Source organism: Micromonospora sp. C28SCA-DRY-2, assembly GCF_030519475.1.
In the GTDB taxonomy this organism is placed as follows: domain Bacteria; phylum Actinomycetota; class Actinomycetes; order Mycobacteriales; family Micromonosporaceae; genus Micromonospora.
Genome location: NZ_JAUMKD010000001.1, coordinates 1,452,747 through 1,468,248, shown reverse-complemented (window position 1 = coordinate 1,468,248; position 15,502 = coordinate 1,452,747). Strand labels below are relative to the sequence as shown.

At 75.5% G+C, this 15,502-nt stretch carries 15 protein-coding genes; 8 read left to right on the top strand and 7 right to left on the bottom strand.

From position 1 onward, the window contains the following. Position 1: 1 nt before the first annotated feature. Entirely contained in the window at positions 2 to 820 is an 819-nt protein-coding gene (locus tag Q3W71_RS06850; protein ID WP_088997232.1) for a PaaX family transcriptional regulator C-terminal domain-containing protein, read from the bottom strand. A 190-nt stretch (positions 821 to 1,010) separates the two neighbouring features. Here Q3W71_RS06850 and Q3W71_RS06845 point away from each other — a divergent pair, with 190 nt between their 5' ends. Then, positions 1,011 to 1,178: a DUF3117 domain-containing protein gene (locus tag Q3W71_RS06845; protein ID WP_007455245.1), complete on the top strand. Its 168-nt coding sequence runs from the start codon at positions 1,011 to 1,013 to the stop codon at positions 1,176 to 1,178. A gap of 148 nt (positions 1,179 to 1,326) precedes the next feature. Then, complete coding sequence (locus tag Q3W71_RS06840) at positions 1,327 to 2,802, top strand: M17 family metallopeptidase (RefSeq protein WP_302918408.1); 1,476 nt, start codon at positions 1,327 to 1,329, stop codon at positions 2,800 to 2,802. Positions 2,803 to 2,847: 45 nt separating this feature from the next. Here the strand turns inward: Q3W71_RS06840 and Q3W71_RS06835 are convergent, their stop codons facing one another. Next, positions 2,848 to 3,420: an O-methyltransferase gene (locus tag Q3W71_RS06835; RefSeq protein ID WP_088997234.1), complete on the bottom strand. Its 573-nt coding sequence runs from the start codon at positions 3,418 to 3,420 to the stop codon at positions 2,848 to 2,850. Between the two features lie 313 nt (positions 3,421 to 3,733). Between Q3W71_RS06835 and Q3W71_RS06830 the strand changes: the two genes are divergently transcribed. Further along, on the top strand, positions 3,734 to 5,044 hold the full coding sequence (locus Q3W71_RS06830) for a S1C family serine protease (protein ID WP_302918407.1): 1,311 nt from the start codon (positions 3,734 to 3,736) through the stop codon (positions 5,042 to 5,044). 74 nt (positions 5,045 to 5,118) lie between these two features. Continuing rightward, positions 5,119 to 5,541: a preprotein translocase subunit TatB gene (locus tag Q3W71_RS06825; RefSeq protein WP_302918406.1), complete on the top strand. Its 423-nt coding sequence runs from the start codon at positions 5,119 to 5,121 to the stop codon at positions 5,539 to 5,541. A gap of 176 nt (positions 5,542 to 5,717) precedes the next feature. On the opposite strand, the gene Q3W71_RS06820 is transcribed toward Q3W71_RS06825, so the two are convergent. From Q3W71_RS06820 to Q3W71_RS06810, 3 genes are all read right to left on the bottom strand, one after another. After that, entirely contained in the window at positions 5,718 to 6,866 is a 1,149-nt protein-coding gene (locus Q3W71_RS06820) for an Mrp/NBP35 family ATP-binding protein (RefSeq protein ID WP_302918405.1), read from the bottom strand. A 195-nt stretch (positions 6,867 to 7,061) separates the two neighbouring features. Further along, on the bottom strand, positions 7,062 to 7,676 hold the full coding sequence (locus Q3W71_RS06815; RefSeq protein ID WP_302918404.1) for a DUF1003 domain-containing protein: 615 nt from the start codon (positions 7,674 to 7,676) through the stop codon (positions 7,062 to 7,064). Continuing rightward, positions 7,669 to 8,955, bottom strand: coding sequence for a CBS domain-containing protein (locus tag Q3W71_RS06810; RefSeq protein WP_302918403.1), 1,287 nt, complete (start codon positions 8,953 to 8,955; stop codon positions 7,669 to 7,671). Before Q3W71_RS06810 ends, Q3W71_RS06815 begins: the two co-directional genes overlap by 8 nt. Positions 8,956 to 8,988: 33 nt before the next feature. On the opposite strand from Q3W71_RS06810, the gene Q3W71_RS06805 reads away from it, so the two are divergent. Beyond that, positions 8,989 to 9,858 carry a PhzF family phenazine biosynthesis protein gene (locus tag Q3W71_RS06805; protein WP_302918402.1) on the top strand — a complete coding sequence of 290 codons (870 nt, stop codon included), beginning with the start codon at positions 8,989 to 8,991 and terminating at the stop codon, positions 9,856 to 9,858. Positions 9,859 to 9,890: 32 nt separating this feature from the next. Beyond that, on the top strand, positions 9,891 to 10,403 hold the full coding sequence (locus tag Q3W71_RS06800; protein WP_302918401.1) for a hypothetical protein: 513 nt from the start codon (positions 9,891 to 9,893) through the stop codon (positions 10,401 to 10,403). Positions 10,404 to 10,514: 111 nt separating this feature from the next. Here Q3W71_RS06800 and Q3W71_RS06795 read toward each other — a convergent pair whose 3' ends face one another. Further along, positions 10,515 to 11,210 carry an HAD family hydrolase gene (locus tag Q3W71_RS06795; RefSeq protein ID WP_302918400.1) on the bottom strand — a complete coding sequence of 232 codons (696 nt, stop codon included), beginning with the start codon at positions 11,208 to 11,210 and terminating at the stop codon, positions 10,515 to 10,517. A 105-nt stretch (positions 11,211 to 11,315) separates the two neighbouring features. On the opposite strand from Q3W71_RS06795, the gene Q3W71_RS06790 reads away from it, so the two are divergent. Further along, on the top strand, positions 11,316 to 12,272 hold the full coding sequence (locus Q3W71_RS06790; protein WP_302918399.1) for a DMT family transporter: 957 nt from the start codon (positions 11,316 to 11,318) through the stop codon (positions 12,270 to 12,272). A gap of 112 nt (positions 12,273 to 12,384) precedes the next feature. Beyond that, the gene (locus Q3W71_RS06785) at positions 12,385 to 14,619 is read left to right on the top strand and encodes an APC family permease (protein WP_302918398.1); all 2,235 of its coding nucleotides are present in this window, start codon (positions 12,385 to 12,387) and stop codon (positions 14,617 to 14,619) included. Positions 14,620 to 14,655: 36 nt separating this feature from the next. Here Q3W71_RS06785 and Q3W71_RS06780 read toward each other — a convergent pair whose 3' ends face one another. Further along, positions 14,656 to 15,489, bottom strand: coding sequence for an N-acetyltransferase (locus Q3W71_RS06780; protein WP_302918397.1), 834 nt, complete (start codon positions 15,487 to 15,489; stop codon positions 14,656 to 14,658). Between the last annotated feature and the right edge of the window lie 13 nt (positions 15,490 to 15,502).

Below are 15,502 nucleotides of genomic sequence, written 5' to 3'. Positions count from 1 at the left end.
TCTAACGACCCTTCTGTCGGACGATGCGGTTGCCGGCGTCGAGGCACTGCTCGACGTACCGGTCGGCGGCCGGCCGGAGCCGGGCGGCGTGCCGGTCGAAGAAGCTGGCCGCGGCGGTGCCGGGCCAGCGTTCGGGCAGCAGTGCCGGCGGCAGCTGCGGGTCCCGGAACAGAAAGGTACGCCACGCGTGCACCAGCCGGAACCGGGCGGCGTACGCCTCCTCGTCGCCGCTGCGCACGGTCACGCCGGCCAGCAGCGGGCGCTGCTCGGCGACGAACTGCTCGTAGGCCCGGCCGATCTCGGCGAGGTCCCAGGCCCGGCGGACCACGCCCATCGCGCCCGGGGTGCCCGAGGCGTGCGCGGCGGTGAACCGCTCGAACCGGACGCCGGCCTCGGCGAGCAGCAGGTCGACGTCCTCGGCCGGGCGGGTGGCCACCCAGGTCTGCTCGTCGAGCGTGCCGTAGCCGAGGAAGCGCAGGTTGGCGGCGAGCCGCTGGCGTTCCCGGCGGCCCGCGGGCGCCTCCAGCACGAGCAGGTCGAACCGGCCGTCCCAGCTGACCCGGCCGGTGCGGTAGATCCGGGCCGCCGCCTCGTCGAGCCGGCGGGCGGCTTTCGGTGTGATCGAATATCCCGGCCCGGAGGTGAGCCGGCACGGGTCGAGCCACCCCTGACGCACCATCCGGGACACCGCCGTCCGTACGGCGGGCGGGGCGATCCCGAGCGGCGCCAGCAGCTTGACCAGGGCGGCGACCGGCGCACGGCCACCCCGTGGCCGGAGGTGGTCGCCGTACAGGTCGAAGAGTGCCGACCGTGCCTGCATGACCGCACATTGTGACAGGCCTTCTCAAGATAAGCTAGATGCTGTTACATCAATGCTGCTTCGGTTTGGGTCCGGCGGTGTTCATCAGGGAAAATCGTCAGTCGACACCCCCGCGTAGGTTGCGGGTGGTCGTGACGAAGTGGCTGTGGGGCAACCCACCGACCCTGGTGTAGGTCTGAGGGGAGACAACATGGCGGCGATGAAGCCGCGGACGGGCGACGGTCCGCTGGAAGTCACCAAGGAGGGCCGGGGCATCGTCATGCGGGTCCCGCTGGAGGGCGGTGGCCGGCTCGTCGTCGAGATGACTCCCGACGAGGCCAACGCGCTCGGTGACGCGCTGAAGGCGGCCGCCGGCTGAGCGAGGAGCGGTTCGGGTGGCGTCCGCCGCCCGGACGGTTCGTCGTACCCTGAGCCACCGGCCCTGCCGGTGGCTCAGGGCTTCACCGGCGCGGAGCGCCGTGGGTCATCCCCGCTCCGCGATCCCTTTCCTGGAGGTACGGTCCCGCGTGCTCGCCATCCGTCTGGTCGTCGAGCCTGACCGGCTCGACACCCTCGTCCTGACCCTTCGTCCGGCTGGGGAGGGGACGGGCGGCGACGCTCCGGCCGTGCCCGCGCCGACCGCGACGGCGCTGCCCGACGGCGTCGTCGAGGAGGCCAGCGCGCTGGCCCCGGCCGCCCGGCTCACCGGCCGGGCCGGTGAACTCCACCCCCGGTACCGCCCGGGGCGGACCCCCGCCCTGCTGGTCCTGCTCGGCACCGGGGACGGCGACGAGGCGAGCTGGCGGCGCGCCGGCGCCGCGCTGGTCCGCGCCGTCGCCGATGAGACGCACGTCACGATCGCGCTGCCGGCCGACGTGTCTCCGGCCGCCGTCCGGGGGCTCGCCGAAGGGCTGCTGCTGGCGTCGTACCGGTTCCGGCTGACCGACGCCGGCGACCGGCCCGCGCTCGCCGGGGTCGACCTGCTGGTGGCCGACCCGGAGCCCCACCGGGCCGTGGTCGAGGCGGCCCAAACCACCGCCGGGCTGACCCGGTGGGCCCGCGACCTGACCAACACCCCGTCCTCGGTGAAGAACCCGCAGTGGTTCGCCGAGCAGGTGGCCGCCCGCGCCGCCGAGGTGCCGGACCTGCACCTGCGGGTCCGCGAGCCGGCCGAGCTGGCCGCCGAGGGCTTCGGCGGCATCCTCGCCGTGGGCGGCGGCTCGGCGCACGGCCCGCGCCTGGTCGAGCTGGACTGGCGACCGGCCGACGCCCGCACCCACGTGGTGCTGGTCGGCAAGGGCATCACCTTCGACACCGGTGGCATCTCGATCAAGCCGGTGCCGGCGATGAAGCTGATGCGCAAGGACATGGCCGGGGCGGCCGCGGTGGTGGCCGCCACCGTCGGCGCCGCGGCGCAGCGGCTGCCGGTACGGGTCACCGCGCTCGCCCCGCTGGCCGAGAACATGGTCAGCGGCTCGGCGTTCCGCCCGGGCGACATCGTCCGCCACTACGGCGGGACCACCAGCGAGACCACCAACTCCGACGCCGAGGGCCGGCTGGTGCTCGCCGACGCGCTCGCCTACGCCGTCCAGGAGCTGCGGCCGGACCTGCTGGTCGACCTGGCCACGCTGACCGGCGCCAACGCGGTGGCGCTGGGCAAGCGCACCGGCGCGCTCTACAGCGAGAACGACGAGCTGGCCGCCGCCGTACTGGCCGCGGTGGCCGAGGCCGGGGAGGCGGCCTGGCGGATGCCGCTGCCCACCGACTACGTCGAGTACCTGGGCAGCGAGCTGGCCGACCTGTACAGCGCCCCGACCCAGGGCGCCGGCTCGGTGGTGGCCGCGCTCTACCTGCGCGAGTTCACCGGCGACCTGCGCGACCGCTGGCTGCACGTGGACATGTCCGCGCCGTCCTGGGCGGACGCCGACGACGCGGAGCTGACCAGGGGCGCGACCGGCTGGGGCGTCCGCTCGCTGCTGCGCTGGCTGGCCACGCTCGGCTGACCGGCGGACGACGCCCGCGTGCGGCGGACCGGGGTGCCTGCCCGGTCAGCACTTCACGGCGGCGAGCAGCCCGTGCCCGAGCGGCAGCAGCGCCGGGATCCAGTGCTCCGACTCCCGGATCGCCTTGATCGTCTCGCGGATGGTCACCGTCTCCACGTCGCGGGCGGCCGGGTCGCCGATCCGGCCGCCGGCCAGCGTGCCGTTGAGCGCGAGCACCCCGCCCGGGCGCAGCAGCCGCAGCGCGGCGTCCACGCAGGCGGCGAAGCCGGTCGACTCGGCGTCGACGAAGACCAGGTCGTACGCGCCGTCGGCGAGCCGGGGCAGCACGTCCAGCGCCCGACCGGTGATGATCCGGGTCCGGCCCGCCGGGAAGCCCGCCTCGGTGAAGATCCGCCGGGCGATCCGCTGGTGCTCCACCTCGACGTCGATGGTGGTGAGGACGCCGTCGGCGCGCATGCCGCGCAGCAGCCACACCCCGCTGACCCCGGTGCCGGTGCCGATCTCCACCACGGCCCGGGCGTTGCCGGCGGCGGCGAGCAGCCGCAGTGCGGCGCCCGCGCCGGGGGTCACCGCGTCGAGACCGACCTCGCGGGCGAGGCTGCGGGCGGTGCGCAGCACGAGATCCTCGGCGGCGTACGACTCGGCGAACTGCAGAGCCTGGGTCGTCGAACTGCCGGAACCGGCGACCGTGGCGATGGGACACCTCCGGGCGGCGCGAATGGTGCGAGGGGCGGGTTGGCACTGTGAGCCTAGAGGCGAGCCCCGACCCACGCAGCCGCGCGTCCCGCCGCGGACGATCACGGGTGGCAACCGCTGACTCCACCCGGGGCATCCGTGCAATCCTGGAGACGGTATCCCGCCGGTCGCGACCGGGCCGACCTGTCGCCGGGTCGTCGCGGGCGGGATCCGGGGACGGACTGGGAGGACCGACGTGACCGACGGCTGGGACTGGCGCCAGCCCGGTGGGAGCCCGACGCCGGCGGGACCGCCGGCGCCGGCGTACCCGCCGCCTGCGCCGACGGCACCGCACGGCACCGGCACCACCTCGCCCTGGTGGTCCGACGCGCTCGCCGACCCGTGGCGCGACCCGGCCGCCCCGGCCGCGGTGGTGCTCCCGGCCGCGCCCGGCCCCGGCACCGAGCCGGAACCGGTCACCGACCCGGACGCCCCGGGCCGCCCGTCGCTGCGCCAACTGCTGCTCATCCCGCTGATCACCGCGCTGCTCGCGGGCGGCCTCGGCGGCGCGCTCGGCTACGCCTTCGCGGTTCGCGGCGGCGCCGCCGGGGGTACCGTGCTCGGCGCCGACCCGCAGGCGCCCGGGCTGGCCCAGCGCAAGCCGGAGTCGCTGGCCGGCGTCGCCGAACGGGTGCTGCCCAGCGTGGTGACCGTGCGGGTGAGCGGCGTCGGCGGCACGAGCGAGGGCTCCGGCTTCATCGCCAGCGCGGACGGCCACGTGATCACCAACGACCACGTGGTCGCGGGCGGCACCGGCAAGGCTTCGGTGATCTTCAACGACGGCACCTCGGCCGCGGCCACCCTGGTCGGGCAGGACCCGGAGTCCGACATCGCGGTGATCAAGGTGGCCCGCACCGGGCTGCGGCCGGTGGAGTTCGGCGACTCCGACGCGCTCGCGGTGGGCGACCCGGTGCTGGCCATCGGCTCGCCGCTCTCGCTGGCCAACACGGTCACCGCGGGCATCGTCAGCGCGCTCGACCGGACCATGCAGGCGGGGGAGCCGGGCGGCCCGGTGCGCTACTACGCGGCCATCCAGACCGACGCCGCGGTCAACCACGGCAACTCGGGCGGGCCACTGGTGGACGGCGCCGGCCGGGTGATCGGGGTGAACTCGACGATCAAGTCGCTGGTCGCCGACGGGCAGGAGGCGGGCAACATCGGCCTCGCCTTCGCCATCCCGATCAACCAGGCCAAGCGGATCACGCAGGACATCATCGGCACCGGCAAGGCCCGGCGTACCGTGATCGGCGCCCAGGTCGGCGGCCCCGGCGCGGCCAGCGGCAGCGGTGTCCGGCTGGTGACGGTGGAGCCGTCCGGGCCGGCGGCCGACGCCGGCCTCAAGGCCGGCGACGTGATCCTGAAGCTGAACGGGCGGCCGATGACCGAACCGACCGATCTGATCGCCCTGGTCCGCAAGTTCGCCCCGGGCTCGGTGGTGACCGTGGAGTACCGCCGCGGCTCGGACCGGCTGAACGCGTCGGTGACGCTCGCCGCAGACGCGAAGTAGCGGGCGGTCACCCCCTCCCGGTCCGGCGTCCGACGTGCGTAGTCTTGGCGCTGACGCCGAGAGGGGGGCCCGCAGTGCTCGACAACCTGAACATGTGGGAGATCGGTGGGCTGCTGCTCCTGGCGCTGCTGATCTTCGGCGACCGGCTGCCCGCGGTGATCAACGACGGCCTGCGGATGGTGCGCAACCTGCGCAACATGGCCCGCAACGCCACCAGCGACCTGAGCAAGGAGCTGGGCACCGACATCCAGCTGGAGGACCTGCACCCCAAGGCGTTCATCCGCAAGCACCTGCTCAGCGAGGAGGACGAGCAGGCGATCCGGAAGCCGCTGCAGGGCGTCTACGACAACCTGCGGGCGGACGTCACCGGCGTGCACAACGAGCTGAAGGACGTCGCCAACGCCGCCGACCTCCGGTCGAGCGGCAGCCGGCCGGCCACCGCCACCGGCGGCGCCCCGGCACCCGCGCCGCGGGTCAGCTACGACGACGCCACCTGAGCCCGGGCGACCCGCGCAGCGCCGTCCGCACCGTGCGTGCCGAGGCCACCCCGGCCGGTCGTCTGGGCGGCGGGGCGGCCGGGTGGGGCGGCCTCAGGGCCGCCCGGTGGCAGGACGGGCGGGGCGGCGCGGCGGTCGGGACGCGGCAGAACCGCGCGCGCCCGGAGCCGGGCGGGTCAGCGGCCGGCGGGCTTGAGGCCCAGCGGCTTGCCGAGCAGCGACTCGCGGCGGACGGCGAGCCGGTCGGCCACCTGGCCGAGCGCCACCGCGGCCGGCGACTCCGGCTCGGCCAGCACGATCGGGTTGCCCTCGTCGCCGGCCTCGCGGACCCGGGTGTCCAGCGGGATCTGGCCGAGCAGGGGCACCTGGGCGCCGATCGTCTTCGTCAGCGACTCGGCGACCGTCGCGCCGCCGCCCGCGCCGAAGACCTCCATCCGGGACCCGTCCGGCAGCTCCAGCCAGGACATGTTCTCGATGACGCCGACCACCCGCTGGTGGGTCTGCAGGGCGATCGCGCCGGCCCGCTCGGCCACCTCGGCGGCCGCCGCCTGCGGCGTGGTGACCACCAGGATCTCGGAGTTGGGCAGCAGCTGGGCCAGCGAGATGGCCACGTCGCCGGTGCCCGGGGGCAGGTCGAGCAGGAGCACGTCCAGGTCGCCCCAGTAGACGTCGGCGAGGAACTGCTGCAACGCCCGGTGCAGCATCGGGCCGCGCCACACCACGGCGGCGTTGCCGGCGGTGAACATGCCGATCGAGATGACCTTCACGCCGTGCGCCTGCGGCGGCATGATCATGTCTTCGACCCGGGTGGGCCGGCCGTCGGCGCCGAGCATCCGGGGCACCGAGTGGCCGTAGATGTCCGCGTCGACCACGCCGACGGAGAGCCCGCGGGCGGCCAGCGCCGCGGCCAGGTTGACAGTCACGCTGGACTTGCCGACGCCGCCCTTGCCGCTGGCGACCGCGTACACCCGGGTGCGGGAGCCGGGCTGGGCGAACGGGATGACCGGCTCCTCGGTGGCGCCTCCGCCGCGCAGCTTCGCCTGGAGCTGCTGGCGCTGCTCCGGGCTCATCACGCCGAAGTCGATCTCGACACCGGTCACCCCGGGCACCGCGCCGACGGCAGCGGTGATGTCCGCGCGCAGCTTGTCCCGCAGCGGGCAGCCGGCGACGGTGAGCAGCAGCTCGACCCGCACCACACCGTCGTCGCCGACAGTGGCGGAGCGGACCATGCCGAGCTCGGTGATCGGCCGGCGGATCTCCGGGTCGTTGACGGTGGCCAGCGCGGCCTGGATCGCGTCGGAGACGGTGCTGACGGGTGCTGACATGCCCGCAATGCTACGTCGAGGGCCGTCCCGCACCGCCGCCAGCGGGGGTCGGTGTGAGCGAATCGATGACGCCCGGGCGGGGCCGCCGGGGTCTGGACGCGTACCGCACGAAGTGGGACGATCGAGGCGAACGCCGCTCGCCTGGCCCCTTGAGGCGCGCGGCGTTCTGACGCGCCGGGCAGGGTGCCGCCGCGCTCAGCCCCCACCCTCCGGCCGGCCGTCCCGGGCCCAGTCGCCGTCCAGCTCGTCGCGGGGCTCCTCCAGGGCGTCGCCGGCGCCGGCCGCCCGCTGCGCGGCCCGCTCCTGCTGGCGGCGCTCCAGCCGCTGCCGGCGCTGCCCCGCCTCGTCCAGCTCCTCGGCCAGCCGGGCCAGCTCCGAGCGGAGGAAGTCCCGGGTGGCCACCTCACCCATCGCGATCCGCAGCGCGGCGATCTCCCGGGCCAGGTACTCGGTGTCGGCCTTCTGCATGGTGGCCCGGCGCCGGTCCTCCTCCAGCGCCAACCGGTCCCGGTCCGCCTGCCGGTTCTGGGCCAGCAGGATCAGCGGCGCCGCGTAGCTGGCCTGCAACGACAGCATCAGGGTGAGGAACGTGAAGGTGTACGGGTCGAAGCGCAGGTGCGCCGGGGCCAGCGTGTTCCAGCCGAACCACAGCAGGATCACCACCGTCATGTAGACGATGAAGTTCGCCGTGCCCATGCCCCGGGCGATCCCCTCCGACCACCGGCCGAAGGCCTCCGGGTCGAACCGGGGCAGCTTCAGGCTCCGGGGCTCGCGCGGCTGGTCCAGCCGCTCCGCCCGTCGCTCAACCATCCGCGCCGTCCAGCACCGCGTCCGAGTTGGTCGGGCCGGTCATGGCGTCCCGGTCGCGCCAGTCCCGGGGCAGCGAGTGGTCCAGCACGTCGTCGACGGTGACCGCGCCGACCAGCCGGTTGTTCCGGTCGATCACCGGCATGGCGACCAGGTCGTAGGTGGCCATCCGGCGGGTGATCTCCGGCAGCGGGGTGGTCGGCCGCAGCGGGTCGATGTCGTTGACCACCACCCCGCCGAGCATGTCGGCCGGCGGTTCCCGGAGCAACCGCTGGAAGTGCACCATGCCGAGGTAGCGGCCGGTCGGCGTGGTCATCGGCGCGCGGGTCACGAACACCTGCGCGGCGACCGCCGGGGAGAGCTGCGGTTCGCGGATCCGGGCCAGCGCCTCCGCCACTGTCGCGTCCGGCGGCAGGATCACCGGCTCCGAGGTCATCACGCTGCCCGCCGTGCCGGGGGTGTACTTCAGCAGCTGGCGGACCGGGTCGGCCTCGTCCGGCTGCATCAGGTCGAGCAGCACGTCCTGCTCCGGCGGGGTCAGCTCGCTGAGCAGGTCGGCGGCGTCGTCCGGGTCCATCTCCTCCAGCACGTCGGCGGCCCGTTCCCGGTCCAGCGCGGCCAGGATCTCCACCTGGTCGTGCTCGGGCAGCTCGCTGAGCACGTCGGCGAGCCGCTCGTCGTCCAGGGCGGCGGCCACCTCGTTGCGCCGCGCGTCGGGCAGGTCCTGCAGGGCGTTGGCCAGGTCGGCGGGGCGCATGTCCTCCAGCACCGAGAGCAGGTTGGCGGTGCCCCGGGTGTCGGCGATGCCGCTCAACCCCCGGACCCGCTCCCACTCGACCTGCTGGAGGTGGCCGCGGCGGCCCAGCCGGCCGGTCTGCTCGCGGACCGCCACCCGGGTCAGCGACCACTCGCCGCCGCGGCTGCACTCCATCGCCACGTCGACCACCGCACCGGGCTGACCGCCCGGGTCGATCTGCACCCGCCGGTCCAGCAGTTCCTGGAGCACCAGCAGCTCGTTGGGGCGCTTCTCGAAGCGGCGCAGGTTAAGCGTGCCGGTGCCGAGCACCACCGCGTCCGCGTCGATCGACGTGATCCGGTTGATGGAGAGGAAGATCCGCCGGCGCATCGGCATCTCGGCGACCAGGCCCACCACCTCCGGCGGGCGCTGGGTGGGCCGCAACCGGGCCACCGCGTCGCGGACCCGGCCCACCTGGTCGCCGTTGGGGTCGAAGACGGCGACGCCGGCGAGGCGGGCGATGTAGACCCGGGTCGGCGTGCTCACGGGCACCAGCCTAAGCGCCTAGTGTTTATCAACATGTCGACCTTGGCCTACGAGATCGTGGACGTCTTCACCGACCGTCCCTTCGCCGGCAACCCGCTGGCCGTCGTGTTCGGCGCCGAAGGGCTGGCCACCGAACAGATGCAGGCGCTCGCGCTGGAGTTCAACCTGTCCGAGACGGTGTTCGTGCTCCCGCCCACCCAGGTCGGCGCGACCTACCGGGCGCGGATCTTCACCCCGGCGGAGGAACTGCCGTTCGCCGGGCACCCGAGCGTCGGCGCGGCGGTGACGGCCAGCCGCCGGGGCATGTTCGGTGTGGGGCAGGTCACCCAGGAGTGCGGCGCCGGCGTGCTGCCGATCGAGGTGACCGCGACCGGGGCCACGCTCACCGGCGGCACCCCCACCCTCGGCCCCGAGCTGGACCCGGAGCCGCTGCTGGAGATGGCCGGCCTGAACGCGGACGACCACGTCGGCCCGGCGCCCCGGGTGGCCGGCTGCGGCCTGGAGTTCCCCTACCTGCCGGTGCGACCGGACGCGGTGGCCCGCGCGCGGGTGAACGCGGCGGCGGCACAGCGGTACGGCGTGGAGCACGTCAGCGTCTTCTCCTGGGACGCCGACGCGCAAACCGCGCACGCCCGGGTCTTCGTTCCGGGGCTCGGCGTGCCGGAGGACCCGGCCACCGGGTCGGCCGCGCTCGGGCTCGGGGTCTGGCTGGTCGCCAGCGGCCTGCTGCCCGGCGACGGCCGCTCGTCGTACGACGTGGTGCAGGGGGTCGAGATCAAGCGGCCGTCCGCGCTGGCCTGCACGGTGACGGCCGCCGGCGGCGCGGCGGTCGGCGCCACCGTCTCGGGTCAGGTGATGCCGGTGGCCCGGGGCGAGATCATGGTGCCGCCGTTCGTCGGCTGACGCCGACGGCCCGGTTACGGGAGGATGCCGGAGTGAGCGACGAGCCCGAGCGCAGCAGCACGCCCCTGGTCGACGAGGCGATGAAGAAGGCCGCGGTGGCGTGGGTCGCCGTGCCCGGTGGCCCAGCGCTGGCGCTCTGGTGCGTGACACTGGAGGGCGCGCTCTTCGTGGTGACCGGGCCGGGCGAGCAGTCCGCGCCCGGGCTGGCCGAGGCGACCGAGGCGCGGGTGACGCTGCGCGGCGACCACGGCGGCCGGATCGTCACCTGGCCGGCGCGGGTGGAACGGGTGGCGCCGGGCAGCGAGACCTGGGAGACCGCCGCCCCGCTGGTCGCCGGCAAACGGCTGAACGGCCGGGGCAGCGCCGCCGACCAGGTCGCCCGCTGGGCCGCCGAGGGCTGCGCGCTGGTCCGCCTGGTCCCGGCCGGGGAGCCGGTCGCCGGGGCCGGGCTGCCCGACGGGTCGCTGGCCGAGGAGCCCCGACCGGCGACGGTGGTCCGGGCCACCCGCAAGCCGTTCCGGCTGCACCGGGTCCGCCGCCGCTGACCGCACCCCACCCCGACGACGCGACGAACCGGACCCGGCCCGACGCTCCGACGAACGGGCCCGGCCGGACCGCCCGGCCCGGCGATCCGACCCGGCCGACCGCCGGCGCGGTCACGCCGGCACCGCCGCCGGGTCGACCAGGTCGAGCACCTCGCTCAGCGAGCGCAGCACCGGCCCGTCCCAGGTGTCGGCGTTGAACACCAGGTGCCCGGCCAGATCCGGGGCGGCCAGCCGCACCGCCGTCATGCCGGCCCGTTCCGCCCCGGTCAGCTCCTGGCTGTCGCCGTCGCCGACGTAGAGGCAGTCCGCCGGGGTCAGCCCGAGCCGGTGGCACGCCGCCAGATAGAGCGCCGGGTCCGGCTTGCAGCGGCCGACCTGCACCGAGAAGACCCGCACGTCGAGCAGCGGGGCGATCGCCAGTTGCGGCAGGAACGCCGGCAGTTCGTGGGTGCAGTCGCTGATCAGGCCGGTGCGCAGTCCCCGCTCGCGCAGCGCGGCGAGCACCGCCGCGGCGTCGTCGCGCAGCCGGGTGTCCGCGCGTACCGCCCGGTGCCGGGAGGCCACCGCGGCCCGCACCGCACCGTCCGACGGGTGTACGCCGGCCTGCTCGCAGACCCAGCGCAGGGTGGCCTCGGCGCTGCCGAACCGCCCGCTGGCCCGCTGGTAGAAGCTGCGGTCCAGCACCTCGACCAGCGTGTCGGCCGGGCAGCCGAGCAGCTCGGCGGTGCACCGGTGGGCCGCGCCGCGCTGCACCGAGCGGGTGAGCGTGCCGAAGAAGTCGAAGAGCACCGCCTGGTACGTGGGCATGGGGGAACGCCTCCGGGCGGTCGAGGGGGTCGCCGGCGGACGCGCATGATCGTAACCGAGTGATGACGGTCCGTGGTGTCCCGGATCGTGTGAGGATTGCTCCCCGTGCCGTCCGAACACCGCCCGCCCCTCGACCCGCTGACCACCGGGGCGCTCACCCTCGCCGTGGTCGCCGTGTCGTCGTCCGCGCCGCTGATCGCGTTCGCGGCCGCGCCCGCGCTGGCGGTCGCGTTCTGGCGCAACCTGCTCTCGGTCGCCGTCCTTGGCCCGGTCGCGCTGACCCGCCGCCGGGCCGAACTACGGTCGCTGACCGTCGGGGCGGGGCGGCGGGCGGGTTGGGCCTGCGTGCTCTCCGGCGTCGCCCTGGCCGCGCACTTCGCCACCTGGATGCCGAGCGCCCAGCTCACCTCGGTGGCAGCGGCGACCGCGCTGGGCGCCACCCAGCCGGTCTGGCAGGGGCTGATCGCCCGCGGGCAGGGCAAGCGGCTGCCGCGGGTGGTCTGGGTGGGGATCGGGGTGGCGGTCGGCGGGGCGGTACTGGCCAGCGGGGCGGACTTCGCCCTCTCCGGCCGGGCCTTCGCCGGTGACCTGCTCGCGGTGGCCGGCGGCCTGTTCGCCGCGGTCTACACCGCGTTCGGCGAGCGGGCCCGGGCCACGGTCAGCACCACCACGTACACCACCGTCTGCTACGGCGTCTGCACCCTGATCCTGCTGGTGCTCTGCCTGGCCGGCGGGCTGCCGCTGGGCGGCTTCGACACCGGCACCTGGCTGGCGATCCTGGCCCTGGTGGCCGGCGCCCAACTGCTCGGCCACTCGATGTTCAACTACGCGCTGCGCCGGGTCTCGGCCACCACGATCAGCGTGCTGATCCTGCTGGAGGCCCCGGGCGCGGCGCTGATCGGCTGGGCCTGGCTGGGGCAACTGCCCCGGGCCACCGCACTGCCCGGGCTCGCGCTGCTGCTCGTCGGCGTCGCGGTGGTGGTGCTGGGCGGTGCCCGCGCCCGCCGCACCCCGCCCGTCCCCACCACCGTCCCGGCCGACGCCACCCCGCTGTCCGACTGACCCACCACCCCGGACGGCACCGTCCGTCGCCGCGACCCGCGCCGGGCGCAGTCTTCCGCGAAGAGTCCGCATTCCGCCACCGTGGGCCGCGCTTTCCGTGACAGTGCGAGGGGTGGGCGGGACGAGGGCGGGCGGCGGGGCGGACGGCTCCGGAGCCGGCGAGCGCGACGGCGCGGAGGGCACCCTGGTCACGCCCTCGGCCGAGTTCCCGCCGCTGGCGCCGGAGGAGTTGGCGGCGCTGCGCCGGATCGGCGACCAGTGGCGGGCGGCCCGGCGGGATCGCGCACCCGGCACCGACGCGCTCCCGGTCGACCCCAGCCTGCGCCGCGCCGGTGGCCAGCCCGAGCCGAGCCGGTTCGGGCGGCTCGCCCCGATCGCCATGTTCCGGGTCGGCGAGCCGGACGAACTGGTCGCCACCGAGCCGGCCAACCTGCCCGGCTCCCGGTTCGGCCGTACCGTCACCCGGCTCCGGCGCGCCCTGCTCGGGCCGCCACTGAGCAGCTCGGCGGTCCTCTACGAGCGGATGCGCAAGCTGGTCGCCCTGCCCGTGCTCTCCTCCGACCTGCTCAGCTCGGTCGCATACGGGCCGGAGGCGATGCTCGCCGTGCTGCTGCTCGCCGGCAGCGGGGCGCTGGAGCTGTCGCTGCCGCTGGCCGCCGCACTGGCGGTGCTCATGGTGGCGGTCGGCGTGTCGTACCGGCAGACAGTGGTCGCCTACCCGCACGGCGCGGGCTCCTACGTGGTGGCCGGGGACAACTTCGGGCCGCGGGCCGGGCTCGCCGCCGCCGCCGGCCTGATGGTCGACTACGTGCTCACCGTGGCGGTGTCGGTGGCCGCCGGGGTGCACGCGGTCACCTCGGCGCTGCCCGGGCTGGCCGGGTGGACCGTGCCGCTCGGGGTGCTCACCATCGCCCTGCTGCTCGCCGGCAACCTGCGCGGCGTGCGTACCGCCGGGAACCTGTTCGTGCTGCCCACGTACGCCTTCGTGGTCGCGCTGCTGGCCCTGCTCGCGGTCGGCTACGCCCGCGCGGCCGGGGGCGGGTTCGCGCCGGTCCCACCGCCGCCGGTGCCGGCGGTCGAGGGACTGGGGCTGCTGCTGGTGCTGCGGGCGTTCTCCTCGGGCGCGGTGTCGATGACCGGCATCGAGGCGGTGTCGAACGCGGTCCCGGTGTTCCGGCCGCCCGAGTGGCGCAACGCCCGCATCACGCTCGGCTGGATGGTGGCCATGCTGGTGCTGCTCTTCACCGGCCTGACCGGGCTGGTCCACCTGACCGGCGTGGTGCCCACCCCGGAGGCGACCCTGCTCTCCCAGCTCGCCCGGGTCACCTTCCCGACCGGCCCCTGGTACGGGCTGGTCCAGGCGGCCACCGCGCTGATCCTGCTGCTCGCCGCGAACACCGCCTTCAACGGCTTTCCCCGGCTGCTGTTCTTCATGGCCCGGGCGGACCACGCCCCCCGCCGGTTCCTGCACATGGGGGACCGGCTGGCGTTCAGCGACGGACTGGTCGCGCTGGCCGTCGCGGCGGCGGCCGTGCTGGTGGCCTTCCGCGGGCACACCGAGTCGCTGATCCCGCTCTACGCGGTCGGGGTGTTCCTGGCGTTCACCCTCTCCCAGGCGGGGATGGTGGTCCACTGGCGACGCCGGCGCGGGCCGGGCTGGCTCCGGCGGGCGACTGTCAACGCGGTCGGCGCGGTGCTCTCCGGGCTGGTGCTGGTCACCGCCGCGGCCACCAAGTTCACCGAGGGCGCCTGGGTGGTGGTGCTCGCCGTGCCGCTGCTGGTGCTGCTCGGCACGGCGATCCACCGGCACTACGCGCTGCTGCACCGGTCGCTGGCGCTGCACCCGCCACCGGCCGGCCCGGCGCCCGCGCCCCCGGTGGTGCCGGCCCCGCCGCCGGCCGCCGGCCCGGCGCCGCCCGAGGGCGAGGAACTGCCCCAGCAGGTACGGCACCTGGTGGTGGTGCCGGTCGCCCGGCTGAACCGGGCCTCGCTGCGGGCGCTGGCGTACGCGGCCTCGCTCGGCCAGCCCACCCTGGCCGTGCACATCGCCCCCGAGGAGCCGGAGGCGGACCGGTTCCGCGAGCAGTGGCGGATCTGGGGCGACCACGTCCGGCTGGAGACGATCGTCTCGCCGTACCGGGCGGTGATCGGGCCGCTCGCGCACTACCTGGAGGCGCTGCACGCCGGCCGGGCCGACCTGGTGCTGACCGTGATCGTGCCCGAGGTGGTGGTCCGCAGCCGCTGGCACCGGCCGCTGCACAGCCGCACCGAGCAGCGGCTGCGCTCCGCCCTGCGGCCGCTGCCGGCGGTGGTGGTCACCAGCGTCCCGGTGCACCTGAGCGAGTAGCCCCGGTCGTGGCGGTCAGGGGCCCGCCGCGGCCGGTCAGACCTCCTGGACCTCCAGCACCCGGGCGTCCGGGGCGGCGTCGCCGAGCCCGGCGCGCAGCGCCACCCGCTCCGGGTCGGCGAGGAAGGCGTGGTAGCCCGCACGGGTGTCGAACCGGATCAGGTGCACCTCGGTACGCCCGTCGCCGGTGCGCTGCCGGCGCTCCACCCGCCCGCCGTGCCGGCCGAGCAGGGCGAGCACCGCGTCCTCGTACCGCTGGCCGGCCTCGACGGCGCCCTCCGCGAACTCGACCAGCGCGACGACGCGGAGCGCGGCCGCCGGGTCGGTCCGCAGCGACTTCCAGAAGTGGTGGTCGACGTGGCCGCCCGGGATGCCCTCCCGGCGGCCGGTGTCGAGGTAGCCGTGGCGGCGGTAGAACTCCGGCGCCTGGAACGAGAACGACGAGACGGAGACCTCGGTGCAGCCCCGCCGGGCGGCCTCCGCCTCGAACGCCCGCAGCAGCCGGCCGCCCCAGCCCTCGGCCCGGCGGTCCTCGCGCACCCAGACCATGCTGATCCCGGCGCAGCCGCCCCAGGTCCACCCGGTCAGCCCGGCGAGCAGCTCGCCGTCGGCGTCGGTGACCCGGACGTTGAGCTCCGCCTCGTCGTCCGCGCCGGTGGCCCGGTTGTTGAAAGCGGTCAGCTCCCGGTCCAGCCGGGCGGTCAACTCCGCGTCCGCCGTCGCGAGCACGGTCACCGTGTCACCCGCCGCCGGTGGCTCGCCCTGTGCGGCCCGCCGCGCGTCGGCGTCAGCGGGCGGCGTGGCGCCGGCCGGTGGCGTGGGCGTGGCACCGGTCGATGGCACGGTGGTGGCGTCGTTCCCCGTCGTCATGCGGCGGAGTATG

Coding starts and splice junctions, on each gene's coding strand:
- Q3W71_RS06850 (WP_088997232.1), bottom strand. CDS start 820: ATGCAGGCACGGTCGGCACTCTTCGACCTGTACGGCGACCACCTCCGG.
- Q3W71_RS06845 (WP_007455245.1), top strand. CDS start 1,011: ATGGCGGCGATGAAGCCGCGGACGGGCGACGGTCCGCTGGAAGTCACC.
- Q3W71_RS06820 (WP_302918405.1), bottom strand. CDS start 6,866: ATGTCAGCACCCGTCAGCACCGTCTCCGACGCGATCCAGGCCGCGCTG.
- Q3W71_RS06815 (WP_302918404.1), bottom strand. CDS start 7,676: ATGGTTGAGCGACGGGCGGAGCGGCTGGACCAGCCGCGCGAGCCCCGG.
- Q3W71_RS06805 (WP_302918402.1), top strand. CDS start 8,989: ATGTCGACCTTGGCCTACGAGATCGTGGACGTCTTCACCGACCGTCCC.
- Q3W71_RS06795 (WP_302918400.1), bottom strand. CDS start 11,210: ATGCCCACGTACCAGGCGGTGCTCTTCGACTTCTTCGGCACGCTCACC.
- Q3W71_RS06780 (WP_302918397.1), bottom strand. CDS start 15,489: ATGACGACGGGGAACGACGCCACCACCGTGCCATCGACCGGTGCCACG.